This is a genomic window from Lysinibacillus sp. K60 (genome assembly GCF_019731275.1).
GTDB lineage: Bacteria > Bacillota > Bacilli > Bacillales_A > Planococcaceae > Lysinibacillus > Lysinibacillus capsici.
This window is the reverse complement of record NZ_JAASJR010000007.1, coordinates 53,867-80,771: the sequence shown is the minus strand read 5'-3', so window position 1 is coordinate 80,771 and position 26,905 is coordinate 53,867. Positions and strand designations below refer to the sequence as shown.

The 26,905-nt window shown below is 36.4% G+C and carries 26 protein-coding genes; 11 read left to right on the top strand and 15 right to left on the bottom strand.

All coding sequences use genetic code 11. The annotated features are described in order from the left end of the window. Positions 1-120: 120 nt before the first annotated feature. Positions 121-1,071 (top strand): nucleoside hydrolase, encoded by a 951-nt coding sequence (locus tag HCH28_RS15880; protein WP_221682030.1) that lies wholly within the window; start codon positions 121-123, stop codon positions 1,069-1,071. On the opposite strand, the gene HCH28_RS15875 is transcribed toward HCH28_RS15880, so the two are convergent. The 3 genes from HCH28_RS15875 to HCH28_RS15865 are packed head-to-tail and all read right to left on the bottom strand — an operon-like array spanning position 1,072 to position 4,838. Further along, positions 1,072-2,196, bottom strand: a complete 1,125-nt coding sequence (locus HCH28_RS15875; RefSeq protein ID WP_221682028.1) for a Ger(x)C family spore germination protein — start codon at positions 2,194-2,196, stop codon at positions 1,072-1,074. Then, positions 2,183-3,304 (bottom strand): GerAB/ArcD/ProY family transporter, encoded by a 1,122-nt coding sequence (locus HCH28_RS15870; RefSeq protein ID WP_221682025.1) that lies wholly within the window; start codon positions 3,302-3,304, stop codon positions 2,183-2,185. The genes HCH28_RS15875 and HCH28_RS15870 overlap by 14 nt, the downstream gene beginning before the upstream one ends. A 16-nt stretch (positions 3,305-3,320) precedes the next feature. Beyond that, entirely contained in the window at positions 3,321-4,838 is a 1,518-nt protein-coding gene (locus HCH28_RS15865) for a spore germination protein (RefSeq protein WP_221682023.1), read from the bottom strand. Positions 4,839-5,253: 415 nt separating this feature from the next. Between HCH28_RS15865 and HCH28_RS15860 the strand changes: the two genes are divergently transcribed. Both HCH28_RS15860 and HCH28_RS25460 read left to right on the top strand, forming a co-directional pair. Continuing rightward, complete coding sequence (locus tag HCH28_RS15860; RefSeq protein WP_221682021.1) at positions 5,254-6,135, top strand: GNAT family N-acetyltransferase; 882 nt, start codon at positions 5,254-5,256, stop codon at positions 6,133-6,135. Between the two features lie 264 nt (positions 6,136-6,399). Next, on the top strand, positions 6,400-6,984 hold the full coding sequence (locus tag HCH28_RS25460; protein ID WP_221682365.1) for an argininosuccinate lyase: 585 nt from the start codon (positions 6,400-6,402) through the stop codon (positions 6,982-6,984). 181 nt (positions 6,985-7,165) lie between these two features. Here the strand turns inward: HCH28_RS25460 and HCH28_RS15850 are convergent, their stop codons facing one another. Both HCH28_RS15850 and HCH28_RS15845 read right to left on the bottom strand, forming a co-directional pair. Then, complete coding sequence (locus HCH28_RS15850; RefSeq protein ID WP_221682014.1) at positions 7,166-8,023, bottom strand: PhzF family phenazine biosynthesis protein; 858 nt, start codon at positions 8,021-8,023, stop codon at positions 7,166-7,168. Between the two features lie 143 nt (positions 8,024-8,166). Next, entirely contained in the window at positions 8,167-9,375 is a 1,209-nt protein-coding gene (locus HCH28_RS15845) for an MFS transporter (protein ID WP_221682012.1), read from the bottom strand. 133 nt (positions 9,376-9,508) lie between these two features. Between HCH28_RS15845 and HCH28_RS15840 the strand changes: the two genes are divergently transcribed. Next, complete coding sequence (locus tag HCH28_RS15840; RefSeq protein ID WP_221682010.1) at positions 9,509-10,063, top strand: helix-turn-helix domain-containing protein; 555 nt, start codon at positions 9,509-9,511, stop codon at positions 10,061-10,063. A 367-nt stretch (positions 10,064-10,430) separates the two neighbouring features. On the opposite strand, the gene qoxD is transcribed toward HCH28_RS15840, so the two are convergent. From qoxD to qoxA, 4 genes are read right to left on the bottom strand one after another with little or no spacing between them, the layout of a single operon-like run. Then, positions 10,431-10,715 (bottom strand): cytochrome aa3 quinol oxidase subunit IV, encoded by a 285-nt coding sequence (qoxD, locus tag HCH28_RS15835; RefSeq protein WP_221682008.1) that lies wholly within the window; start codon positions 10,713-10,715, stop codon positions 10,431-10,433. Position 10,716: 1 nt separating this feature from the next. Continuing rightward, a complete protein-coding gene (gene qoxC, locus HCH28_RS15830) occupies positions 10,717-11,313 on the bottom strand; it encodes a cytochrome aa3 quinol oxidase subunit III (RefSeq protein ID WP_221681998.1) in 597 nt (198 codons plus the stop codon). Further along, complete coding sequence (qoxB, locus tag HCH28_RS15825; protein WP_221681989.1) at positions 11,310-13,259, bottom strand: cytochrome aa3 quinol oxidase subunit I; 1,950 nt, start codon at positions 13,257-13,259, stop codon at positions 11,310-11,312. Before qoxB ends, qoxC begins: the two co-directional genes overlap by 4 nt. Before the next feature lie 20 nt (positions 13,260-13,279). Continuing rightward, a complete protein-coding gene (gene qoxA / locus HCH28_RS15820; RefSeq protein ID WP_221681980.1) occupies positions 13,280-14,170 on the bottom strand; it encodes a cytochrome aa3 quinol oxidase subunit II in 891 nt (296 codons plus the stop codon). A 352-nt stretch (positions 14,171-14,522) separates the two neighbouring features. On the opposite strand from qoxA, the gene pdxR reads away from it, so the two are divergent. Continuing rightward, positions 14,523-15,953: a MocR-like pyridoxine biosynthesis transcription factor PdxR gene (pdxR, locus tag HCH28_RS15815; protein WP_221681968.1), complete on the top strand. Its 1,431-nt coding sequence runs from the start codon at positions 14,523-14,525 to the stop codon at positions 15,951-15,953. 643 nt (positions 15,954-16,596) lie between these two features. Here pdxR and HCH28_RS15810 read toward each other — a convergent pair. The 3 genes from HCH28_RS15810 to HCH28_RS15800 form a co-directional block, all read right to left on the bottom strand. Then, entirely contained in the window at positions 16,597-17,208 is a 612-nt protein-coding gene (locus HCH28_RS15810; protein WP_255601563.1) for a hypothetical protein, read from the bottom strand. A 200-nt stretch (positions 17,209-17,408) separates the two neighbouring features. Further along, positions 17,409-18,041, bottom strand: coding sequence for a hypothetical protein (locus tag HCH28_RS15805; protein WP_004229970.1), 633 nt, complete (start codon positions 18,039-18,041; stop codon positions 17,409-17,411). Between the two features lie 249 nt (positions 18,042-18,290). After that, positions 18,291-18,539 carry a hypothetical protein gene (locus HCH28_RS15800; protein ID WP_221681966.1) on the bottom strand — a complete coding sequence of 83 codons (249 nt, stop codon included), beginning with the start codon at positions 18,537-18,539 and terminating at the stop codon, positions 18,291-18,293. Between the two features lie 300 nt (positions 18,540-18,839). On the opposite strand from HCH28_RS15800, the gene HCH28_RS15795 reads away from it, so the two are divergent. The 4 genes from HCH28_RS15795 to HCH28_RS15780 all read left to right on the top strand — a co-directional run bounded on the left by HCH28_RS15795 (position 18,840) and on the right by HCH28_RS15780 (position 22,574). Next, positions 18,840-19,022: a hypothetical protein gene (locus HCH28_RS15795; protein ID WP_221681964.1), complete on the top strand. Its 183-nt coding sequence runs from the start codon at positions 18,840-18,842 to the stop codon at positions 19,020-19,022. Then, a complete protein-coding gene (locus tag HCH28_RS15790; RefSeq protein ID WP_221681962.1) occupies positions 18,974-20,503 on the top strand; it encodes a DHA2 family efflux MFS transporter permease subunit in 1,530 nt (509 codons plus the stop codon). Before HCH28_RS15795 ends, HCH28_RS15790 begins: the two co-directional genes overlap by 49 nt. Before the next feature lie 164 nt (positions 20,504-20,667). Beyond that, complete coding sequence (locus HCH28_RS15785; protein ID WP_221681953.1) at positions 20,668-21,279, top strand: TetR/AcrR family transcriptional regulator; 612 nt, start codon at positions 20,668-20,670, stop codon at positions 21,277-21,279. 5 nt (positions 21,280-21,284) lie between these two features. Then, a complete protein-coding gene (locus tag HCH28_RS15780; RefSeq protein WP_221681951.1) occupies positions 21,285-22,574 on the top strand; it encodes an MFS transporter in 1,290 nt (429 codons plus the stop codon). A 189-nt stretch (positions 22,575-22,763) separates the two neighbouring features. Here the strand turns inward: HCH28_RS15780 and HCH28_RS15775 are convergent, their stop codons facing one another. After that, the gene (locus HCH28_RS15775; protein ID WP_221681949.1) at positions 22,764-23,672 is read right to left on the bottom strand and encodes a C40 family peptidase; all 909 of its coding nucleotides are present in this window, start codon (positions 23,670-23,672) and stop codon (positions 22,764-22,766) included. A gap of 578 nt (positions 23,673-24,250) precedes the next feature. On the opposite strand from HCH28_RS15775, the gene HCH28_RS15770 reads away from it, so the two are divergent. Then, on the top strand, positions 24,251-24,859 hold the full coding sequence (locus tag HCH28_RS15770) for a DUF4304 domain-containing protein (RefSeq protein ID WP_221681938.1): 609 nt from the start codon (positions 24,251-24,253) through the stop codon (positions 24,857-24,859). A 47-nt stretch (positions 24,860-24,906) separates the two neighbouring features. Here the strand turns inward: HCH28_RS15770 and HCH28_RS15765 are convergent, their stop codons facing one another. Continuing rightward, positions 24,907-25,509: a YczE/YyaS/YitT family protein gene (locus HCH28_RS15765; RefSeq protein WP_221681936.1), complete on the bottom strand. Its 603-nt coding sequence runs from the start codon at positions 25,507-25,509 to the stop codon at positions 24,907-24,909. Positions 25,510-25,635: 126 nt separating this feature from the next. Between HCH28_RS15765 and paiA the strand changes: the two genes are divergently transcribed. Further along, positions 25,636-26,154 (top strand): spermidine/spermine N(1)-acetyltransferase, encoded by a 519-nt coding sequence (gene paiA / locus HCH28_RS15760; protein WP_221681934.1) that lies wholly within the window; start codon positions 25,636-25,638, stop codon positions 26,152-26,154. 45 nt (positions 26,155-26,199) lie between these two features. Here paiA and HCH28_RS15755 read toward each other — a convergent pair whose 3' ends face one another. Beyond that, complete coding sequence (locus HCH28_RS15755) at positions 26,200-26,817, bottom strand: FMN-binding negative transcriptional regulator (protein WP_221681932.1); 618 nt, start codon at positions 26,815-26,817, stop codon at positions 26,200-26,202. Between the last annotated feature and the right edge of the window lie 88 nt (positions 26,818-26,905).

Genomic DNA, 26,905 nt, shown 5'->3' with positions numbered 1-26,905 from the left:
ATATGGGTTTCTTTCGTTGGACTAGAATTACTCACTCATTTTTCCACAAAAATTCATAATTCGTGTCATCTTTGATTACTATAAAGATAACAGTAATGGTAGTAAAAGGGAGGACATAGTTTGGTAAAAAAAGTGCTGTTATTCGGGGATATTGGCATTGATGATACGGTGGCATTGATCTACGCACGGCTTAATCAAGAAATAGAAATTGTGGGACTCGTTGCAGATTATGGCAATGTATCGCGAGAGGATGCGATATCCAATATTTATTATGTCATGAAATTGTTCGACTTCCCTCAAGGTATTCCTGTGATCTTAGGAGCAGAAGTACCCTTAACAGGAGAGCAGCCGACCTATTACCCAGAAATTCATGGTGAACGAGGTCTTGGACCCATCATCCCAAATGATGATCACGAATTAAAAATTGAGAACTTTTTTGAAATCGTCAACATTATTGAAAGGTATAAGCATGATGAGCTAATTATTGTTAATATTGGGCGATTAACCTCACTAGCCACGATGCTTATCCTTTATAAAGAGCTTATGAAAAATATCAAGGAATTTTATATTATGGGTGGAGCATTTTGGGTGCCAGGTAATGTAACGACAGTGGCTGAAGCGAATTTCCATGGTGATCCCTTTGCCGTTAATATTGTGCTTACCTATGCAACGAATGTGACAATCATCCCTTTAAATGCGACACAAAAGGCCATTGTCACACCTGGGATGGTGGACTATATTGACTCCTTTGGCAAAACAAAAATTCTAAAGCCCTTAATGGAATACTATACACGTTTTTATAAAGAACGGGACCCCTCACTTCTAGGAAGTCCCGTGCATGATGCGTTAACACTAATGGCAGTCATTTATCCTGACATGTTTATTTATGAGTCCTATCCTGTAACCGTTGTCGATAAGTTAGAAGGACCTGCAAGGGGGCAAAGTATTGCCGAGACAAGACCTTATGAAAATAATAATGGCGAAAAAAAGCATCGTATTGCTTTTGATATTCATTATGAACATTTTTTCCAAAACTTTTTATCGGTTATGACAGGGCAACCATTTCACTAGTTATTCAAAAACTCCATCTCTTAAAATTGTAAAATCAACATGGACATTTACCTTCATGTCTTTATATATTTTTTGCCATTTATCCTTTGTTAGCTTAGAATGTCTTACTTCGCTTCGATATTTCTCACCAAAGCCAAAGATGTCAGACTCAACTTCCTGACTATGAGCAATCACTCTACGTATTTCCTTTGACAATTTTTTCTCGATTGCTTTTTCCAGTGCTGCCACACTTTTGGGGTCCCCTTGATTGATATCAGGGTACACCTCTAATACTCTTGATTTGATTTTGACGTTCAGGTCAAATGTTGGCGTATCCGCATCAACTAACTTCATTTCTCGTTTCGACTGGATTGCATCAAATGCTACGGTTATTTTATTGGCAGGCTTTTGAAGAATTTCGGAAGGTACATCTTCGTTTTCCAGAACGGTTTCATATAAACCTACTTTAAAGGTATCTCTGACAATCTTTACGTAAAAGCTATCTTTTGCTGGAAGGGTACTGACCATTTTGCTGCCTTTAAAAAGAGCTATCCCACTTAATTCCACCAGCTCGTCATCTCTTTTAATAATAGGCATGGCAAAATCTTTCCCAGATGAATAGAAATCATGGGCAATTTGATGAAGTGTAGAAGAAATCATGTATTCCTGCTTGACATTTTGTTCAATTAACCTAAAAATATGCTGCCCAATATCCTCAATATTTTGATATTCGTATTTCAGTAATGTTTCTGTTTCACCTTCCGCAATAGCCATAAAGATTCCATTGCTGACACTAGCATTTTCTAAGTTTGTATCAATATAATAGCGAAGGTCTTTTTTTGCCAATTCCTCTCCAAATAGGATGACTCTCATTTGACCAACCATGATTTTTTTTGAAAGCTTACGATTGGCTTCCATCCGATTTCCTTTACTCGTATCGTTTTCTGTAGACAGAACTTCCACATTGCTTTGAAATTCGGGATTTACTTCACGAATAACAGCTGTTGTCTTTATTTTATCCTCTGTTCCTACATCATAGCCGACTAAAGTAGTTAATCCAACTTTATCCAAAATATTGGTTTGTGCACATCCATATAAAAAAACAAAGGAGAGAAGAATCATCCATCTTCCTCTAAGTTTGTTCATTCTTTTTCACCTTCTTTGATGTGAAGTTCTTCTTTAGTCGTGCTATTGGCCAAAGTAAAATAGGGTAGACAAAAATTACGTAGAATGCAATTTGTCCAAACACCGTGTTAATTGTATTAATCTGTGTCCGTGTTTGAACCAATAATGTTCCAATTAGAACGATGAATGAAAATAGCCAAACAAACGACTTTTCACTTATCGGGAATAAACGAATTGCTCCGCGGTACGCAGCCCATAAGTACAGACATAGATTCGGTAAAATGATTAGCATCCAAAAACAAACAGCTACAAATTCAAAGCGTTCCATAAAGGGGAAGCTGATAAAACTAAATAATGTCAAGGTTGCCCATATCGTTTTCAATAGCTTGCCTTCACTGTAATATGCAATGGACACCATCATCACGGCTAAATAGATGATGGTTGTAGCTAATAGTCCTAAATGAACAGGTTTTCTAATTTTTTTCTTGTCTTTTACAAAAGGGTAAATTACGTTTAGTATTTCAAAGCCGATAATGGTAAAGGTCATTGATTGTGCCCCTTTTAAAATAGAGCGAATATCATTTTCTAAAATAGGGAAAAGGCTTTCTACTGTAGCATATTTCATGGGAAAGGCTAACATTGGGAAAATCCATAGGGAGAGAATGATACTAAAAAAAGACACGCCTACAATGACACGAAGCCCTCCTGTAAAGGCATAGATAATAATAATTAATAAAGTTGCTGACAGGAACCAGGTCTCGATGCTAGGAAAAATCCATGCTTGTATAACTTCAATATAATTTCGTAAAACTGAAAAGAACGCCACAGAGCAATAGATGACATAAATTGCATTTAAAAAATTGCCAATCCATTTGCCAAAAATATCAATTTGAATTCCGTAAAGATCATCAGAGCCGTAAATTTCTAACGTTTTAATCATACAAAACGTAACAAGATGTGTGGCAATCCCAGCCAGTAGAACAGAAATCCATGCATCCTGTCTAGCATCCTGATAGATAATGCGTTGAAATCCCTGTATACCAACCCCAATTTGAGCACCGTGTACCACAAAAAAAAGCAAATAAGCATTAATCATATCTTTAGGGCTAAGTTGTATAGGTTTTGCCATTTATTTCACCTTCAGTTCAACTTTTATCAGGTTTCACTGGCTCTGGGACAAATTTATGCTCATCCTTTGGTCTTGTCAAAGCAGGTCTTTTCGCTGTTAATGGGACAGGCATTCTAATAATACTATCCCGCATTTCCTTCAACCTCGGTGGATAGAAGGGCGACATGTAAGGAGCACCCAAGCTTGACTGACGTAACAAATGAATAAGAATAAAACAAAAAGCCAGCATGATACCATAAAAACCCCAAAATCCTGCAAGTATAATAATAGGGAAGCGAATAAGACGAATCACATTGCCCATCATATAACTTGGCGATGTAAAAGAGGCTAGGGCACTTAACGCAATGATAATCAGCAATATATTACTGGTAATCCCCGCCTGTACAGCAGCTGTTCCAATAACGATACCACCAACGATACCAATTGTTTGTCCAATTTTTGTTGGTAATCTGGCTCCTGCTTCTCTCAGTAGTTCAATAATAAATTCCAGCAGCAAAGCCTCAAATATGGGTGGGAAAGGAACCAAAGCCCTTGATTCACTTAATGGTACGAGAAAGGCTTGTGGAATCACTTCATAGTGAAATGTCAGAGCTGCCACATAAAACGGTGTTAAATAAACAGATAAAAAGAAGGCAGCCAGTCGTAATAAACGAAGAAAAGTAGCAATTTGCCACCTTAAATTTTGATCTTCTTGACTTTGAAAAAACTCAGTAAATCCTTGGGGGCAAACGATAGCCATTGAACTACCATCTACGAGAACCCCAATTTTCCCGTCTAAAATGCCATCACAAAATCTGTCAGGTCTTTCCGTCAAAAGCATTTGTGGAAAGACAGATAGTGAATTATCATCAATCATTTCAGCTAATACGGCACTATCGATAAGCTCATCGATATAAAGATCTGTGATTCGTTGACGCATTGTTTGAACCATTTGATCATTGGCAATGCCACGCATATATAAAAGAGAGACAGAGGTACTTGTCCTTGCACCAATTTTTACTTTTTCATTACAAAGATTAGGACTCACTATGTAGCGACGAATCAAGGAAACATTGGTAGATAGACTCTCATTAAATCCAACCTGTGTACCTATTACCTGCGATTCATTTTCAGGCGCTGACAATGCTCTAGACTCTCTGCTAGCGATATTGGCTAAAATAGTCTGTGGAAAACCATCTATGTGTATCACAACATGACCATTGACCATCAATTCTACGGTTTCCCTTAGTAGACCGGTTTGACTAACTTCTGCAATAGAAAGGGCCACCTCAATTGCCTCGGGGGTATCATGAGGCTTGCTCTGTAAATTAGCAATAATATCATTATTTAAAGTCTGATCATCAATCAGATTATCGATGTAAATAAGGGTGACGTTTGGTGGAAGAGATTTAATGATTAAATCGGCTGGATGATTCGTTGCATTTTTAATCGATTGAATAAAATGATCTGTGGCATGTGCAACTCTCACAAGATTTTCTTTAGGCGCCTCTTGAACTGGTTGTTGTTGTTTGTTGAAAGGTAGTTTAAATTTCATAGTAAATGGTAGGCTCCCTTCATTGCTAACTTCGTTTATAGAATAGGCTTTAAAGGGGTATTCTATACTTATTTCATTTATTTTCATCATGTAGACATATCTAACAAATAACGGTAATATAATAGTATTCTTAAAAACAGAAGGGAGATTAGCTTTTTTATGCTAAAACTAATTATCGCTAATTAAATTCCAATGAATTTAATAAAGGGGCCATCCTATAATTTTTTTAATTATAGGGTTCATTTAGTGATGCCCTTTTGCGATAAAAGAGAAGCATAATGATGTCTAATCCACAGTTATATTTTGTATACAACGGACTTTATGAGCTTGTTCTCATAGGGTCTTTTTCTGTTTTTAGGAGGTGATGATTCCCACAAAAATTAGCGATTGAAACATAAAATTGGAGGGAATAGACGTGGAAAAATATGATTTAGTTAGTGATTATCGTCACAATGAAAAATTAAAGGCAAGTTTTAATGATTTAGCAATGAAAACATTTGGTTTGGATTTTCGAGGGTGGTATAACAAAGGATATTGGAGTGACCAATATATTCCTTACTCATTTGTACGAGAAGGAAAAGTGATTGCGAATGCTTCTGTTTATAAGATGTCGATTCGCATAAATGGCAAGCGATTAAAGGGAATTCAGATCGGTACAGTGATGACGGATGAACACTATCGTCATCAAGGTTTGGCAAAGCAGTTGATGTTGCATATCATGAAAGAGTACGAAGGTGCCTGTGATTTCATGTATCTCTTTGCCAATAAAACAGTACTAGATTTTTATCCAAAGTTTGGTTTTAGAAGAATCCATGAAAGTGAATACAGCTTAGATCTTACCACAAGAACTATTCAACTAAAGCAGACCAGCGTTCAACAGCTGACAATTGAGCAGGATCTAGCACTCCTTGAAGAGTATGCAAAAAATCGTTATATCCATTTAAGTATGATTGCTGTTGAGGAAAATGAAAGTTTATTAATGTTTTATTTTACGTTAGTTTTCCCTCATGCTATTTACTATTTAGAAGAATTTGAAACAATAGTAGTAATGGAGGAAGAAGAAGGGGTATTAAATATTTATGATATCATCTCTTTACAGGCAACCAATGTAGAGACTGTATTAACAAGCATTATTAAGGATACCACAAAAAAAGTAGTATTCTATTTTACACCTGACTTTACAATCGAAGGCATGACAGCCACTATCACCACAAATGATGACGATGCCTTATTCATTCTCTCGAAAAAGCCCTTCTTACAAGGGCACTTTATGTTTCCTTTAACATCCCATTGCTAGGTTGGATGATCACTTCTAGCTGAAATATGAGCGACATTGGATAAAAAGTGAGCGCTTCGAACAAGAACAAGAGCGCTTTAACATGAAATTGGATCACATTTTCACATACCATAACAGCCTTTTTTAATTGACATTATAAATATTGGGCATTTCTCTATAGGATGGTATAGATAAAGTTATTTCATTAGGAGGAAGCAATGTATACAGTTGGTGTCAGCGATCCTCATTCATCTGTAGAACGCATCATTCAATTCCGATTTTTCGATTATTATTAGATTAAGTGAAGAGTTAATTTTATGGAGTAGCCAAGAGTTTAGATTTATAACGATTGATGATGCCTATTCTACTGGCAGCAGTATTATGCCACAGAAGAAAAACCCTGATGCCGCTGAACTGATACGAGGCAAAACAGGACGTGTATATGGTTCACTGACTTCACTCTTAATAACTATGAAGGGCTTACCATTAGCCTATAATAAAGATATGCAGGAAGATAAGGAGCCATTTTTCGATGCATTGGATACCGTATTAGCTTGTCTACAAATCATGTCAAAAATGATTGCTACGATGAAGGTAAACAGTGAAAACATGAAAAAAGCAGTCAAAGGAGGGTTTCTGAATGCAACAGAGGTCGCTGATTATTTAGTGAGTAAAGGCGTTGCATTCAGAGATGCACACAGCATCGTGGGTTCCATTGTTATTTATTGTGAAGATCATAAAAAAGCCATTGAAGATTTAACAATGGATGAATTGAAAGAATTAAGTTCGTTCATCGATGACGATATCTATGACTATATTGAGTATCAAAATATTTTAAATAAAGGGATTAAAGTAGGTTTATTATTATAAAAAATAAACCGTTATCTTGACTATAAATGGTCAACATACGGTTCCTTATAAGGGTGGAAAAAAGGCATTCATTGTAGACAAACACATTGTTCAATTAAATAATGTGTTTGTCTTTTTATCTATTGTTCTATTTTTAAATTAAAATTCAGAAAATCTACAGTCTGAGGTTGAGAAATTATTTTCACTCCATATTTTCTACTTTTAAATATTTAGTTTCACAGTAATAGCCTTTGCCGCCAACATAAACTTTCTCTATTTCATTCTTGCTATTGGTTGCTAGTTTAACTAATATTTCGGAAGGAGAGTGTAAAGAATAACCTTGTTCAAATACATAGACTTCTTTTTGCAAGTGGTGCTGTTCATAAAGATAGCAAGCTAATGCACCGTTAGAAGTGCCAGTCGCTGCTTCTTCATTGATGTCATATAGTGGAGCAAAATTTCTGCATATAATTCGATCGTCATTAAAAGTATACAGATGGGTCCCGACAACATGATAGTACTTGCTGATTTCTTTAATCTTTTCGAAATTAGGTTGCAGTGCATGTAATTGTGTTTCACTTATTATAGGAATTAAAATATCTTTTAAGCCCGTGGAGACAATTTGAATCGGGTATTTATTGTCTATAGCTTTACTATCAATACAGTCGATAAACTCGTTTGGAGATATAACATCATAAAATTTCGGTTTATTTTGTTCCATGAATATGATGTCATCTTTTATCGTAATAGTAAGAACACCGCTGTTTGTTTCAATTGTATAGCGATCCTTGAAAAGTTTATTTAAATGCATCAGTATCGTAAAAGAGCCAATTGTGGCATGACCACATAAATCAACCTCTTCTTTTGGTGTAAAATACTCAAATTTATAATCAGCCATTTCAGATGCTGATATAAATGCGGTTTCCGCATAGCCCAATTCTTTGGCTATCGCCATTTTTTGAGTAGTGGTCAATGTATGTTCATTCAATACCACTCCTGCTTTATTCCCGCCTTGATGATCCTTGCTAAAAGCACTTGCAACATAAACGGATATTTTCATAAAACATCTTCCTTCCTCATTTATAGTGAATTGTAGCATATAAAGAACTACGTAAAAATGTTGTTGGATAAATTTTTTAGCAACTAAAATCTCAAAAAATAGATTGTCTACTTTCTTTAAACACGGTTTTAATATTCCTTACCTCATCTATTAGGAAGTACGCGAATAGTAGCTGATTCCATCTTTGTTTTAACCTTTAACGTCAGCACCATGATAATGATGATGATCAATAATAAGGTGATAAGGGCAACGTCAAATGTATTCGTCATATCTTTGATGACACCAACAAGCATTGGAATGATACCACTAATGATATAGCCACCGAATTGAATCATCGCTGTCCATTCACTTGCCTCTTTTGGTGTAGTTGTAGCATCTAAAGGTAAAATCATTGCTAACGGGAATAAACCACCAGCACCGATCCCTGTTAACGTCGCACAGAAAATAGGCGAGATGCCGCCCAGAATTAACATCAAAATGCCAATAAAGGAGCTTGAAGCACACAGTAGCATCCAAGGCTTTCTCTTCACGCTGTTATTAATGATAATGGGAATAATAAAGCTACAAATCATTTGCATGACAGAAAAAATAGTTACCGTTGTTGCGGCGTAGGCATCATTATATCCCATATCCTGTACTTTTGGAGCGAGCCATGTCGCTAGGGAATAATAAACGCCAGATTGTAAACCGAACATGACCATAAGGAGCCAAACATATCGGTTTCCCCAAGGTAGTCGACTTTTTTGGCTTGCAGATTTCTCTAATGGCTCTTGAGATTGTTTGGATTTTTTGATAATTGGAATCCAAACAATAATACCCATAAGAGCGAATACCGACCATATTGCTAAAGCTGCGTTCCAGGATTGATGAAAAGCATGCATAGCAGGCACAACTAAACCAGCACTCAAAGACGCTCCAATTCCCATACCCGCAGAATATACACCAATCATCGTAGAAGAATATTTAGGAAATTCCTTTTTGATATAGCCTGAAATCAGTGGGCCTGTAATAGCAATACCTATCCCACTAAGAATAGCTGTTACTAATAAAAATAAAGGAAAAGTCGCCACTAACCGTAAAGCTGTTGATACACCAATTAATAAAACGGATAGCCCAATCGTCCATTCGATACCCCATCGTTCACTTAGCTTACCAGCCAATGGTGCAAAAATCCCCATACAAAATACGGGAAGTGCTGTTAATAAACTTACAACAACACTTGTCATCTGCAAATCCATTTGAATATTTTTCAATACTGGCGAGATAGATGTGATCGAAGCTCGTAAATTCATAGATAGTATAAACAAAGAAAAAACGCTCCAAATAATCGGAAAGTTTTTTGATTTCGCCATCACTGAAAACACCTCTTTTAGTTATTATTTGATATACTATAGTTAACTTTTAAATTTAAAAATAAACTATAATTAATCGATTTGTATACTATAATATACTATTTATACAAAGTCAATGGGAGGGGTGTGCAGAATGCAGGAGGAACATATCGACTTATCTGGACAAGTTGGAGGAAATTTGCGAGAAATTCGAAAAAGCAAAAGGATGAGTTTAGAGGAACTGGCGAAAGTCAGCAATGTTAGTAAATTGACGTTAGGGAAAATCGAACGAGGGGAAACGAATCCGACTGTAAATATTCTTTGGAAAATTTGTAGAGGACTTAATATTCCGCTTGTCGCTTTACTATCTTTTGAGGAAAATATAGAGGTTCATCGTTTTGGCTCAGACTATCAATTCGTAGGTCATAATAACGACTGGTTTGTTGATCCATTATTCAAAACAAATGGGACTGAGTGGTTTAGAGGTCGTCTTGAACCGAATAGTGAATACAGCGAGTGTCACCTAGCAGGCTCCGAGGAAATTGTGCTTGTATTAAATGGGCAATTGGAGCTAAAGGTCGGAGAGAAAACCCATCAGCTAAACCAATGGGATGTCATTAAATTCAAGGGTGAAGAACTTCACACGTATATCAATCACTCGGATGAAAAAGTACATTTAATGCTGTCATTAACGTATACAACCCCATGATTGTTCAACAAAAATCCAGCAGAAGATGATACTATTTTGGGAGGAAAAAATAATTCTGATTATCGATTTCATCATTTATTATTTTCATGAATATCAAAAAAATCTTGTAAGAAACGAGGAAATCGATAAAATTGGCGTCATAAATGAAACAACATCCTCTATAATTATTGATAAAGGCAATCCTATATTAATACCATTCAACCAAGCTCAACCACGAATCACTTCATATCACAATTAATGAAAGTGGACTCTTACTTTGATTGTGAAAATTTCAAAGAATTGTTTACCCTCATTGTCTTTTGAATATCATGCGTTTCCATACAAAAATCATCCTTACTAAGTTAAAGTAAGGACGATTTTTTTCTATTCAGATATAACCCCAAATCATACATAATAATGTTCCGAAAATGGTAACGAGCGCAATGATTAAACCATAATAAATATTGGTATAGATGGCTGGTTTATCATTTGTTTCACCAGCATGCATAAAGACAACTAACTGCAAGCCTGCCTGAATAAATGCTGTGACTAATAAAATAGTCATGGTAATCGGAAAAGATAGATTGAAAAAATATACACATGCCGCAAGGATCGTAAGGATTATGGACACACCAAACCCCATGACTTGTTTCATCGGGAATAAATCATTCATGTTACACCATTCCTTTCAAGTAAATGAAGCTGAAAATAAAAATCCAGACCACATCTAAAAAGTGCCAGTATAAAGAGAAGATAAACGATTTATTGGCTGTTTCTGGTGTTAAGCCACGTTGGATGAGCTGATAGACGATGAACATTCCCCAGAATACCCCAAAGGTAACGTGTGCACCATGTGTTCCTAATGTTGTTAAAAGGGCAGCCGTAAAGGCACTCGTCTGTAAGCTCGCACCAACATGAATATAGTGCATAAACTCGTAAACTTCAAAACCAATAAAAACGACACCGAGTACTATTGTCAAAACATAGAAACCTATCATTGCTTTCGTGTAGCCCTTACGCATAGCATGTATACCTAAGCCAATGGTAAAGCTACTTGTTAAAAGAATAAACGTTTCAAATAAAACAGGTGTAATTTCAAAAATCTCCGCTCCTGTTGGACCATTCCCAGTACGGTCTACTAAAACAAAATAACCTGCGAATAATGTGCCGAAGAGCATAATTTCAGCACCAATAAACACCCAGAAGCCTAATATATTCAATTGATTTTGCTGAGTACTATATTCTAAAGGGAGTGATTGATCGATTTTCATAATTGACTACCTCGCAATTTCGATTCCGTTGCTTTCACTTTTTCGACAGGTACATAGTGTCCTGGATCTTTTTCCAATGAACGATGAGCCATGCAAATAAAAATACCAATGGTTGTGAGAATTGTCGGTATCCACATTCCGAAAACAAAGGAGAAGCCCCATGCAAAGAAAATACATCCTAATATAAAAGGCACACCGCTATTATTCGGCATATGAATCTTTTCATATGGCTCTGGGAACAGTTCATGCTGATGATATTTTGCATCCCATAACGCTTCCGTTGAAATCACATGTGGCACCTTGGCAAAATTATAGTAAGGCACAGGGCTTGGTGTAGCCCACTCTAACGTGCGAGCGTCCCATGGATCCGACCCAACATTCCTTGGTGAATAACGAATACTGTAGATAACATTGTAAACAATTAAGATAAAACCAATTGTTAAGCCAATTGCACCGATAAACGAAATCATATTCCATAATCCAAAGCCAGTGGAGGCAGAATAAGTGTACATACGTCGTGCTTGTCCATCTAAGCCAGAGACAAACATTGGCATAAAGGCTAGTAACGTACTGATAGCAATAATCCAAGCCGTCCACTTGCCGATTTTTTCATTCAACATAAAGCCAAACATTTTTGGCCAATAGTAATGTAAACCAGCTAGCATAGCAAAGACAACACCAGGAATAATTACCATATGGAAGTGGGCAACCAAGAACATTGTGTTATGGTATTGATAGTCAGCTGCTGACATGCCAAGCATTACACCCGTTACGCCACCTATTGTAAAAGTAGGAATAAATAACATGGAGTAAAGCATTGGCGTTGTAAAAACAATTTTTCCTTTCCACAGGGTGAATAACCAGTTAAAAATTTTAACACCAGTTGGAACGGCAATGGCCATCGTTGTAATCGAGAAAATACTATTTGTTAAAGCACCTTGTCCCATCGTAAAGAAATGATGTGTCCATACTAAAAACGAAAGGAAGGAAATGATCACCATGGAGCCGACCATTGATTTATAGCCATAGAGATTTCGACCTGAAAAAGTAGAAATAATCTCACTGTAGATCCCAAAGGCAGGTAAAATCAGAATATAAACCTCAGGATGCCCCCAGACCCAGAAAAAGTTTGCCCACAGCATATCCATACCACCATCGGAAGTTGTGAAAAAATTAGTAGCAAATAGTCGGTCAAAAGTTCCCATCGTTAAGGCAACCGTTAAAACTGGAAAAGCAAAAACGATAATCACGTTTGCTACTAATGAAGACCACGTAAACATCGGCATTTTCATAAGCGTCATGCCTGATGCTCTCATTTTAAGTATCGTCACAATCATATTAATACCAGTAATTAATGTGCCAAGACCTGAAATCTGTAAGGCAAATAAATAATAGTTTGTTCCTACAGATTGACTAAATTCATTATTTGCTAGAGGGAAATAATTCGTCCAGCCAGCATCAGGGGAGCCACCTATAACAAAGGATATATTTAGTAGCATAGCCCCCATGAAAAATAGCCAAAAGCTTAAAGCATTCAAACGTGGGAAAGCAACGTCTCTTGCACCTATTTGTAAGGGCACAATATAATTCATAAAGGCCATAATAAAAGGCATGGCCATAAAAATAATCATGACTGTTCCATGTGTTGTGAAGATTTCATTATAATGCTGCGCATCAAGTAATGTATTGTCAGGTACAGCCATTTGGGCGCGCATCATAATCGCATCTGCTCCACCACGGAAAAGCATCAGAAGGGCAGAAATTAGATACATAATACCAATACGTTTATGATCAACGGTTGTTAACCATTCACGCCAAAGGTAGCCCCATTTTTTAAAGTAGGTTAAGCCAACTATAACTGCTATCACCGTCAGTCCAATCGCAACCATCGATGCATAGATAGCTGGGCTTGGATGGGGTATAGCAAATCGTTCGAAGTACTCCATATGACTATGTCTCCTTTTAATTAATGATCGTTTTGTTGAGAAGCATGATCTTTAATGTGTGATGTGCCATGCTGATGTCCACCATTTTCACCCTCAGGGGCTGGCAGGAATGTTAAATGTGTACCCGTGTAGGTTGATTGGCCAACGTGTCCTGGTTCTAGCAACGTATTAAATTTTTCTTCTGTTAATGGTTCAGCTGTTGCTTTTACTTCCTTCACCCAATCATCAAACTCATCCTGAGTCACTGCTGTTACGTTAAACGTATTTTCAGCGAACCCTTTACCATTAAAGTTTGCATTTCTCCCCATATACTCCCCAGGTAGATCCGCAGCCAGATGCAATGTATTCACCATATCGGCCATTGCATATTTTTGACCACCCAGTTGAGGAATCCAGAAACTTGTAATCGGTCCGTAAGAATAAAGTTTAAATTCGATAGGACGCTCTGCAGGAATATACAAATAATTTACCGTTTCAATATCTTCTTCTGGATAGCTAAAATGCCATTTCCAGTTCGATGTTGAAGCATAAATAATTAACGGCTCTTCCTGTTTGTATTTCTCTGGTGTAGATTCCACCTTATAGTTACTTTCAACAGAAATAAAGGATAGGTACACTACAATTAGAACGGGTATACCTACACAAATGATTTCCACCTTTGTACTCCCCTTAATGTGGGGAGGCTTATAGTCAGGGCTTTGCTTAGATGCACGAAATTTCACTAACATATAAGCTAACAACACAAAAACAATGAGTATGATAAAGGACATAATCCCTATCGAGAGCATAATATCTTTGGCTTGCACTTGAGCTTGAGGTCCTTTTGGATCTAATACTAACAATGGGTCACAGCCTGTTAGCATTGTGACAATAGTGGAAAGACCAATTAATCTGAGCCAACTTTTTTTCATAAACAAACCCCTTTAACTATTTCATTGAAGTGCTATAGGCTACTACGGGTTTGTATGGAATTCGATTCACAATTGATTTTTATAATAGGGGCACTTCTTTTGAAAGACAAGGCGTTTTCCAAGATAACACAGAATGTTCTCAAACGAGAAAAATAATTTCAGTATAATTTTATAGAGGGAAATGCGCATCAAGTAAGGGCTTTCATCAATTAGAATGGATTGAAATTGAAAGTGGATGGTGAAAGTAATAAGGAAATGGATGGTTAGCTTCAAATATTGTTATAGTATGATTGTCTTTTTAGCTTATTTACTAGAGCTAAGAAAGGATAAGGCATAACCGAGGTGAATAAACATGGATTGGAAACCTGATCGAACAGTAAAAAAAGCGATTTATAAGCAGCTCGCAGAATACATTGAGAAGGGTATTGCAGATGGAACATTCCCGCCCGATAAACCCTTACCATCTGAGCGCTATTTAGCAAACGCTTTGAGTGTAAACAGAAGTACGGTAGTGAGTGCATACGATGAATTGGAAGCAATGGGGCTGATTGAACGGAATCGTGGAAGTGGCACAACCATTAGTAAAGACATCTGGGGCATCACGAGGAAACGGATTCCTAGCTGGAATCGCTATATTGAGGCAGGTTCCTTTTTACCGAACCTTCCTGTTACCCAAAAAATTAGAAAAGAGGCTATTGAGCATAAATTAATTAATCTAGCTACTGGCGAATTATCAGAGGATCTTTTTCCAAAAAGCGCCTTGAGAGAGATTACCGCAACGCGTTCATTTATCGGTAGTCTTGGGTATGATCATCCTTTAGGGAGTGACATATTACGGACAACCCTTACACGGCATATTAAAAACAGCAGGGGAATTGAGACAAAGCCGTCCTCCATACTGATTACATCAGGAGCACAGCAAGCCCTACATTTGATTGTCCAATGCCTGTTAAAGCCTGGAGATGCAGTCGCCATAGAAGATCCTTCTTACAACTTTAATCTGCCTATCTTTAAAACAGCAGGCTTACAAATCCATTATCTTCCTGTCAACAAGGATGGCATTAACCCGGATGATTTGCAAGTATTATATAAAAAACATCGAATTAAAATGATTTTTCTAAATCCTGATTTTCATAATCCAACAGGGTCTTCCTTAGATTTGAAGAAAAGAGAAGCTATTCTAGACATATCCTCTAAACTAGGTATACCAGTAGTAGAAGATGACCCCTATAGCCTAACAGCTTTTTCGGGGAATAAATTGCCTACGCTTAAATCGCTCGATAAGAACGGGAATGTTTTATATATTAGCTCTTTGTCCAAAATTGTTGCCTCAGGCTTACGAATCGGATGGATTGTTGGTCCTACATCTGTAATTGAACGACTATCCGATGCCAAGCAACAAATTGACTTTGGGCATTCTAGTTTCACACAATGGATCGCCAATGATTTTTTAGAGTCCCCTAATTTTAATTTGCATATTAAGCATTTAGTGAAGGAATTAGAAACACGACGAGATAGCATTGTACAGAGCCTCGATATGTATTTAAAGGACATAGTGACGTTTTCCATTCCACAAGGTGGGATTCATTTATGGTGTCATGTTCTCAAGGGATATAACGAAACGCAATTACTTGAGGAATCCATTAAGCGAGGCGTCATTTATGTTCCTGGATCTACGATGGGCTCCAAAAAGGGTTTTGTACGCTTCACTTACGCCAGAGAGGATGTTCATTCAATCAATGAGGGGATTAAAAGGTTTGCACAAGCTCTAAATAGCTTCTAGTAATTTTGTAAATTATAGCCAAGTGGATGGCTGAGAAAGTGCTTAAGTGGATGGTTTAAATTCGTTAGAAAGTATTTAAGATAGAGTCATGGATAACAACTATCCATCAAGGCTAACTACTATCATGGCAGTGTGGATGGATTCACAATTATTCACACAAGTAATGAAATCTGTAAATTGGGAAGGTGATAGAGAAACCTTGACTGCTATGCCGAGGACGTTAGGGAAGAGGTAGATCGCTAATGCTAGTAGGTGAATGCTTCACAGAGGTTATTGGAAAAAATCGCTAGAGCCCACTTTTAATAAAGAGGTTATAACATTCACAACACCGATTGTTAAAGTTGTCTGAAAGCTTTACCTGTTCGACCAATTTCATTTTTAGCTTTAGCTGCTGATGAAAAAAACCAAGGCAGTCACTACTTATTATATTTTAAGGCCAACGAGAATATAGAAAGGATATAGGTACTCCTTATATATTCAATTAAAACTAGTTAAAAGCATCACTTAGCCACCTAGCTCTGCAATACCGTCAGCTCGCTAGGTGGCTGGCTGCTTTTATAGAAAGATTGAGAAAATAGTTAAGTAATAATATCTGATTATAAAAGTTTCGTGATCACTCAGTTAGTGGTGATGATATACAATATTATTTTTTAGTTACTATATTAATGCCTGCACTTGCAGTACCTATTACATTAACTGGTAGATTCACTGTTATTGAAGGAATATAAAAAACTATTAATAAACAATCACCTATCGATATAGGTAAGGGTGAAATATTACCTGATGCGAAAGCTATTTTTCCTAAGGTTACAATCGGTAATGTTATGGGGGGAGTCAAATCAATAAAGGCACTTGTACCAGTGAAAATATTACTTCCAACGGGTGCATGAAAAATTTGAGCACGGATTGTAACAGTTCCTTCTACTAAAGGTAATGATCCTAATGGAGAAAATGACGCTGAGATAGCTGTAATGTTACCATTACAAGGAACTGCGAAGGCTTCACTTGTGTTTCCATCTATGTTAATGACATTATTTATAATAGAAACGGTATTTACAGTACCGAACCCTATGCTACTTGCGAGTCCAACTAGAGCTTGAATATGTGATGTTGAATTTCCGCTTGAGAATGCAATTATAGTGCTGTCAGTGGTAGAAGAAGGGTTTAAACAGTTGGTTTCTGTAGCCACAAATGGTCCTGATTGATCGCATGCTCTAAATGTTGACAAACTACTATTATATCGACAATTATCCATACAAGAACTTATCCCCTTTCTATTTATAATATGTAGTAAAGAGTATTAGGCATGAACAATAACCTTATGTATGGGTATTTAATGTGAGTAAAAACACTTTCAAATGGTTCACAAATGAACTACATATAATATAGATAAGGAAGATCACTTTGAGCGACAAGTGATCCTTCTTTTTTATACGTCCATAAGGAATACAGGTTTTAGTCATCGCATGTATATTTAAATTCCGGATTAGTCTGAATAAAATATCCACTTCTAACTTGCCCTGCCCAATTCTGTAGTGCTTCTTTCCACGCTACACTTTCAAAAAACTCATCTACTGTTGTTGTTTCAGAAAACCAAATTAATGGTGTGAAGGGTGCAAGTGGTCCCGCATCACCCCAAATCCCCCCAGCTTTAATCGTACTTTGTTTCACAAGAAGCAAGGGGAGCCCGTGTTGAAAAGACATGGAAGGTTCTATTTGCATGAAAGGTGAATAGGGTTCTAATTGATCCGTACGACGTGTTGGCTTTAAAAGGGCAGCTATAGTTCCGTAACTAGAGTTTACAATTCTACGTACATTTTCTAAAGTGGTGTTAGGATACTGGTCTGTATTGGGTAGTGTTCTAGGGAAAAGAAGAACCTCTTTTATTTCATTAAACATACGAATAATGAATCGCTGCTCTTGTGATAATGGTGGTTGCGATGGCCCCAGAGTAAATAGGTTCTGATGGCTAAAAAAAATAGGTATACGGAAAAAAGCACTCGCTGCTTCATTGAAATCATCAACAGCTTTATAAAACTGATCTATTTCATTATTAGTAGCATTTTTTCTAGTTTTATTCTCACTCAATTTTTTATCACCTCCTCACGATAACTTATTCATAAGTTGGAAGGGAGGTTTGTGTTTACATACAAAGTTCACTATTCATTTTTGTATTCATGAATCATTTTAAATAGATATTTATTTCTAGGATTATATATTTTTTATGAAAAAATAAAATGAAACTAATTATTCGTCTGTTCAACATTTTTGTTTCAGAAAAATCTTTACCTGCACATTTATGGTTCTTATGAATAATAACGAAAGATGACTGAGCATCTATTTTTCCATGTTGTAAACACCACCACAGAATAAAAGTGCACTTTTTAACTGTTTCTTATCAACAAAAGTTTGAATATCCATTGATTTTGCTAGTGCTTCATTAGTTATTATCGCCTTTATTCGACTGGCAATTTGAGTCCCTGCTGAATCACCGTCAATAAATAATTGATTTGAGACATTGGCCTGTAAATATTTGAGCGCCTGGTTAGCTTGTATAATTGGTCCTAGATATTGCGGCGGAAACATTAGTGTTTCGCGTAGTCACTGCTACTTACAAGAAGTCACCCCTACCATTTACGAATTAACAAGGGAAGGATTATTTATAAAAATAACGACAACAAAAAAGTCGCATTCCAAGAGTTCAGGAATCGACTTTTTGTGAAAAAATTATGTAAAATACATTGAAATGTGAATAGTCTTGTGATAAATTTATAGAGATAGACACTGTATAATTATTAAACAGCTAGTTATCCCTATTTTAATTATACAATACAATCTATTGTGTCGTCAACAATTTTAATTTTAATTTTTTGAGGGGTGGTTGCGATGAAATTAACAGGGGCAAAACAGCAGATTGGGGGAACAAACAACGAAGAAGCTCCATTCTTTGAGACAATCAAATGGCTTCCTAAACATGTGAATGAAATTGAAAAAGATAAAGAAAGTAGGACTGATACTATATGTCAGAGAAAACCATTTCAGTTGAGACAAAAGCGCCATATGGCATGATTGCCATTTTATTTATCGGGGCCTTTGTTGCTATTTTAAATGAGACCTTACTCAACATTGCACTACCAGCCATTATGGACGAATTCGATGTGAAAGCCACTGCAGTACAATGGCTTTCAACAGGCTATATGCTAATTAACGGTATTTTAATTCCTGCCAGCGCGTTCTTCATTCAACGATTTACGGATAAAAAATTATTTATTACAGCGATGGCTCTGTTTACATTAGGTACATTTCTAGCTAGTATTGCACCTGCATTTGGTGTGTTATTAGCAGCACGTATGATACAAGCTGCAGGCTCAGCGATCATGATGCCTTTATTAATGAATGTTATGCTGACAGCATTCCCTGTAGAAAAACGAGGAGCTGCAATGGGGATGTTCGGTCTTGTGATGATTACAGCTCCAGCGATCGGCCCGACGCTTTCTGGTTGGATAATCGAGCATTATAGCTGGAGAATGTTATTTGACCTTGTGCTACCAATTGCCATTTTAACTTTAATTTTTGCAGCCTTTAAATTAAAGGATGTAACACCACAACGTGCGATTAAGCTCGATGTGATTTCTCTTATTCTATCAAGCATTGGTTTTGGCGGCTTGCTTTATGGCTTTAGTTCCGCAGGTGAAAAAGGATGGGATCATATCCTTGTATATGGAACTATTATTATTGGGACGATTGCATTAATTACCTTTACCCTTCGTCAGCTACGAATGGATGAGCCCATGCTTGAGTTTCGTATTTTCAAATATCCAATGTTTGCCTTATCCTCAGCCATCTCCATCGTTATTTCGGTAGCGATGTTCTCGGCGATGATTTTAATGCCTATTTACGTACAAACCATTCGTGGTATTTCACCAATGGATTCAGGTCTGCTAATGCTACCTGGTGCCATTGTGATGGGAATTATGTCGCCGATTACAGGGAAGCTCTTTGATAAATACGGGGCAAGAAGCTTGGCTGTATTTGGCTTAATCATTACCATTGTAACGACGTATTACTTCAGTAAAATTAGCATGGATACAGCTTATTCTACATTGGTGCTGCTGTATACATTACGTATGTTTGGGATGTCTATGGTAATGATGCCTGTGATGACAAACGGTTTAAATCAGCTACCAGCACACAATAATCCACACGGTACAGCTATGAACAACACATTACAGCAGGTTTCTGGTGCGATTGGTTCTGCGGTGCTGATTACGATTATGAACAATAAAACAACTGCCAAGGCAGAGGAATTGACTGCAGGTGCGATGAACAATATGAGTGCCAATGCAGCACAGGCTACGACACAATCTGCCAGCGAAGTAAAACAGCAAATCTTAAACGAAGCCATGCTGCATGGCATCAATTATACGTTCTTCCTTTCCACATTGATTGCGGCCATCGCACTCATACTTGCCTTCTTTATAAAGCGAGTTAAGCTTAACGATGATAATCTCACAGGTGGGGAAGTTGCTGGAAAACAGGTAGAGGAATAATGAAAAGATGAAAAAACAGGCGTTGCTTATGCTGAGCAACGTCTGTTTTTAATACAAAGAACTTTAAGAATATGAAAATAAATCCAAAAATTAAATTGACATAGGAAACAACTTACAATACAATTTGATTGATTCATCAATCATTTTTTTGAAGGAGTTTTGAAATGGAATCTAAACTTACTATTAATGAAAAAAAGAAAATAAAACGATCCACTATTCTAAACGCTGCAATCAAATTATACAGCGAAAATGGTTTTGCAGAGACAAAGGTGGCAGAAATAGCAAAAGAAGCAGGTGTTAGTTTTGGAACAGTATTTACATATTTTGAATCGAAAGAAGCACTTTATGAAGCAGCGATTTTAGAACCATTGGAGGAAATTAAAACATATTTTATCGAGATAGAAAAACACTTTAAAGGCGAGCCTCTTGATATTGTGAGAAAAATGATAGATTGCCATGTACAACTTTTTTCAATGAAAAGTGAATTTCTACGATTAATTCAGCAGGTTCTAGCAAGACCTGATCGATATCCAAAACTCTTTAATGAATTAAACGATTTCGTCAACGGTTTTATTGTTAGTATTCATCCTGTTATAGAAGCAGGACAAAAGCAAGGTTATTTTTATGAAGAAAACACATCATTAATTGCCGAGTCATATCTATCCATCTTAAATGGAATGCGTTTAACGTTTATTGATGAGTATACAAATTTGATGTGGAAAGATATAACGAGACAGGCTTTGAGGTTATTCGGTCCTATCGTTAAAAAGGGGTGAGTAGTATGAAACTAAAGGATATCCATCCTAATGTCAAACTTCGTCTAGCTATGCAATTTATAGGCAGCCTTATGTCCATGGCTGTTATACCTTTTTTAGCAATCTATTTTTCTCAGAAAATAGGAGCTACTCAAACAGGAATTATACTTATCATCATTGTGATAAGTGGTGTCATTGGTGGTTTAATCGGCGGTCACATTTCAGACAGAATAGGTCGAAAAAAAATAATGATGTATGCTGAAATAGGTTTATTACTTTCTTATCTGTTTATCACTCTTTGTAATTCACCTTGGTTCAATTCACCATATCTTTCTGCTGGCTTCTTTATTATTAATATGTTTTGGGGAGGCATGTTTCAGCCCGCAGCACAAGCTATGATTATTGATGTAACTAATTCTGAATCCAGAAAGCTTGTTTTTACAATTAGCTATTGGTTAGGGAATTTAGCAACTGCTATTGGCGGAATCATTGGCGCATTTCTCTTCAAAAATTACTTATTTGAATTATTTATCGGAATATCATTTATCTCTTTGCTATCTGTATTAATGACCATTTTTTTAATTACGGAAACCTACATACCCGAAGAACCTGCTAAACCATCAAATCAAAAACAAAATTGGGCATTAAAAGAAATGTTCTATAGTTTTTCTACCGTTTTAAAAGATAAATTGTTTATGTTTTACATTATAGGAGGGGTCTTAATCCTTTCATTGGAACAGTCTTTAACAAACTATATTGGCATTCGTCTCGAAAAAGATATACCTCATCAACTATCTACATTCTTCAATATAGATTTCATGCTTGATGGCACAAAGATGTTAGGCTTTCTACGCACAGAGAATACCATTCTTGTGGTTCTCTTATCCAGTGTTATATTATTCGCCTTTAAAAAATGGCGTGATCGCTGGACACTAGTTACAGGCATGCTGATCTTTTCGATATGCTTTAGTATTTTTGCTTTTACAAATAATGTGTTAATTCTTTTTATCGTTATGTTTATTGGAACAATCGGTGAACTGATGTATGTTCCGATAAAGCAGGCAATGCTAGGCGAAATTGCACCACCCAACGCTCGGAGCACCTATATGGCTTTTAATAGCATGACCCTCTATGGAGCAATGGTAGTTTCTTCACTGCTAATCATCATAGGGGAGTGGGTTCCACCTATTTATATGGGAGGCTTACTTCTTCTACTAGGATTAACTGGTACATTTTTGTACTATATAGTTACGAAAACACTAGATTTGAGAGTCAGTGAGAAAAATGAAAGTCAAGTACCTGTTTCTCAACTTTAATTTCGTTTGAATAAATTTGAAAAAAACTTACTAACAGAGTCCAAAATAATTTACATGAAAATCCTAGTTGATTAGTCAGTATAATTCGTATTGGCTTTTCTATATGGTAGTGGGGGAGTATAAAATGACATTTCCTGGTAATGACAAAAAAAGGCATTCCATCCATAGATGAAATACCTTTTCTAGTAGTTATTGAGCTAATCGTTGGATAAAGGCTTCTAATTGGACCAATGTGACATTGTCGTTCACACCGAATGTGCCGTCGCCTTTACCTACGGTTACTTTATTCGAAGCAAGGATCGCTACATAATTATTTGCCCAATGTGAGCCTGGAACATCAATAAATTGTTCAGCTGTTCCTTGCTGTGTTAAATGAAATGCTTCCACTAAGACTTTAGATAGTTGCCCACGTGTCATTGGAGAACCAGGATTGAATTTTCCATTATCATCACCCGTAAAAACGCCAATTTTTTTAAGTGCCTCTGCAGCACCTGCATATTTCGATGATGGCTTAATATCTGGGAAACTTGAATTCGTATTACTCGTATCTAAATGTAATTTATTGGCTAATCGAAGAGCTACCTCTCCACGCGATGCATAAATGCTAAAGTCAATTTCCGCATCTTTTACTTCTCCATAATCAGAGAAGTTGGCAATACGTTTTGCCCCTACATAACGTGAACCCCAATAGTATGGGTCATTCACTGTATCTACCTTAACCCCAGAACTCGTAGTAGCTGAGATAAAATTATTGTCACCTATGTATATACCAACGTGTGAAACACCGCTTCCAGAAGTATTAAAAAATACGAGATCACCCGTTTTTAAATTGTCTTTTGAAATTGAAGTACCTTGCTGGTATTGAGCTTTAGATGTACGTTCTAATGAAATGCCTAGCTTAGAAAAAACTAATTGTGTATATGCTGAGCAATCCACACCTGTCTTAATATCCGTTCCTCCATATTTATAAGGAGCTCCAATATATGCTTTGGCTGTATTTGTTATATCTGCTATTGTTGCCGCTTTCGCATCATGAATACCCATACCTGTAAAGAACATAAACGATGCGAAAATGGGTAGTAACCATTTTTTCTTCAAATCAATCTTACTCCTTTCAAAAAGCTTTCGCCTTTGAACTAAAGTAAGAATAGCATGAAATAGGGTAGAGTTATTTTTCAATAATATTACCGATTACCCCTAAACACCAAAATTGAAACCTTAATTTTAATTGTGTAAAACTTTTGCAATAATAATGGGCAATTTTACTAAAAATATATGAAATTAATGGTTTTATAGGGACATAAGTGTTAATTTAAATGTTTTATCCAATTGAAAAACCGATATTTTAATAGTAACTTTCCAGCTATTTAAATCATTATTAAGTGTTTCTCACGTTATGGCACTAAGGATGGTGGTAGAAAATTCTATTTATCAACGTATCTTCCATTTTATCTCTTTAAGGAATTTATACATCCTTAGACATGTGGACATGCGCTGCTTTTTATGTAGCTCCAGTATCTTCAAAGTCATTTATTGCTAAATAGGAATGGTTAGCCTTAATGTATGTCTTTTTGATCAATGGATACGTTAAACTATAATAAAAATAATAAAGAAACATACGAGAGTGATAGAGATATTAAAATCGAATGAATACTAAACGAGAAGGAGGCACTCCATTGCAGCAAATTTTTAATGAATTAATAAAACAGGACATCAAGCCATTTCTAATCAAGCTAGGCTACAAAAAGAAAGGATTGAACTTCTATCAAACAACTGAAAATCTTATCTATCTCATCAATTTTCAAAAATCCTCTGGTAATACAGCCGACACTCTGATGTTTTATGTGAATTGTGGGATATATGCAGCTGAGCTGGCACAGCTACAATCAAGAGAGTGTGTGACAGCACCCAAAGAAGCAGAATGCCACTTTCGAGCAAGGATTAGCTCCATTGTCGAAGATGCACCTGATCGATTTTCCATCACAGCCACTACAAATTTGGACGAATTAACCAACATATTGCTGCTGGGGTTAGAGGAGGTTCATAATTTCTATGAAACGATGACTTCTGCAAGATCCATTGTTGATTATTATATAGCAGGACCGTTTTTGCACTTGGGCGAAGAAAGTTTTCATTTGTTATTACAAGCCAATGATGTAACAACAGCAAAGCTCTACTACAATGCATTGCAGAAAAAGCATGGAACCGAACAGAGGTGGTCCATTTTCAAAAATAAATACCAAGCCATTTTCAATCAATACGGTGTGGAACTTGGGGAAAATTAGGCATCAAAACCAGAACTCATTCTTGAACGAGTATCTGGTTTTATATTTTAGGAGTTGTTCAGTATATTATCTAGTATTCTTCCAGTTATCGGCATAAAAAAATGGAGGATATAACCACCTAAGCAAACTGTTAATAATGTACCGACACCGATGGGGCCATTAAAAATGATAGCTAACATTAAAAATAAAATATAAATAAGGGTTCTTGAGAAGAAAACCGTTTTTCTTGTTAATTCTTTGATGATCAAAGTAAGTCGATCTACAGGAATTGGTGCAAAATTTGTATGTAAATAAGTTGCCGTTCCTAACCCAACTATAACTAATCCAGTAGTAAAACAGACAGCTTGGCTAAACAAAATATCTGGTGATACTACATCGTGTAATAAAAATAACCATATATCAATCCCTATGCCAGTGATCAATGCGGTGATCAACCCTAAAATTTCAGGCCTTTTTCTAGCTAATAGGGAATTACTACCTATTAATAGGAGAGCTAAGAGGATTTCCCAACTACCTACAGTTAGCCCCACATTTTTAGATAATCCTACTAGAAGCGCATCGAAAGGTGATGTACCGAGTTTAGATTGAATCGTGAGCGAAATACCTAGCGTTAAAATTAAAATGCCCACTACATAAAAGACATATTTCAACTAAAAGACCCCCTTCTACTATTATTATTGCAAATACAACAAAATTGCGTTAAATTGACTATATACTCTTTTTATTGCATTTGCAATATAAATTCTAGGAAGAGTTACGACAAAGGAGTGGAATCAATGTCTGTTAAATTAGAGAAGTGTGAGCACGCAGATTTAAAACAGCTTCAAGCAATAAGTATTGAAACATTCAATGATACATTTAAAGATCAGAACTCCCCCGAAAATATGAAGGCTTATTTAGAGCGTGCCTTTCATGAGCAACAGCTAGAGAAGGAATTGGCCAATTTGGATTCAGCGTTCTATTTTATCTATTATGAGGAAGAAATAGCTGGTTATTTAAAAGTAAATGTCAATGAAGCACAATCGGAACTAATGGGGGATGAGTCATTAGAGGTGGAGAGAATTTATGTTCGACATCAATATCAAGGAAAAGGGCTTGGCAAATACCTTATGAATAAAGCAATAGAGGAGGCTGTAGCTCAAAATAAAAAAAGCATTTGGCTAGGGGTTTGGGAGAAAAATGACAGTGCCATCGGTTTTTATCAGAAAATAGGCTTTGTCCAAACAGGAGCCCATTCTTTTTATATGGGTGACGAAGAACAAATTGATCTTATCATGACGAAAACACTTGCCTAAATGTTATGGCAGAAACGTTGATTCACAACATTTCTGCCTGCTATTTTAATGGCTTCTATTTTTCTTCATCGCCTCAGCCACCGCATCAGCATGTGGATTTTCCTCTTTATAAAGTTCCTTTATTATATTGGCGTAATCACTAGCATTTCGATTTTGACTTAATTTATAGGCTGCCTGCACTTCTTCCACCTTTATTTTAAACCCCTTTATTCCTTTCATTTCTTGCTGCAAAAGCTCAGGAGATAGTTTATCCCACAACACAGGATTTTCACGGAATGACTCATATTTTTCAAGTAAGCTAGTCAAATCTTGTTCTAAAGCTATTCCTTCAATCAGACTTGCCTTTCCATATACATGGACAGCTTGATAATTCCAGGTTGGCACATTTTCATGCTCATACCAAGAGGAAGAGATATAGGCATGTGGACCATTAAATATCACGAGAATGTCTTGTACTTCCTCAAAGGTCTTCCATAAAGGGTTACCATAGGCTAAGTGACCAGTCAAATAATAGTCATTCTCGATTTTTTTCAGCAACACGGGTATATGAGCTGCAATTGGCTTACCTTTTCTTATTGAAACGATTGTTGCGAAGGAATTATGTTGAATAAATTCTTTGATTTCTTCTAAATCCGATACTTTGTAATACTTAGGAACATACATGGAAATCTCTCCTTATACATAAAATCATCGCGAGTTTTTTGAATAAAAAAATAATTATGCAGGGATGTCTTTACATTTTCTACTCAAC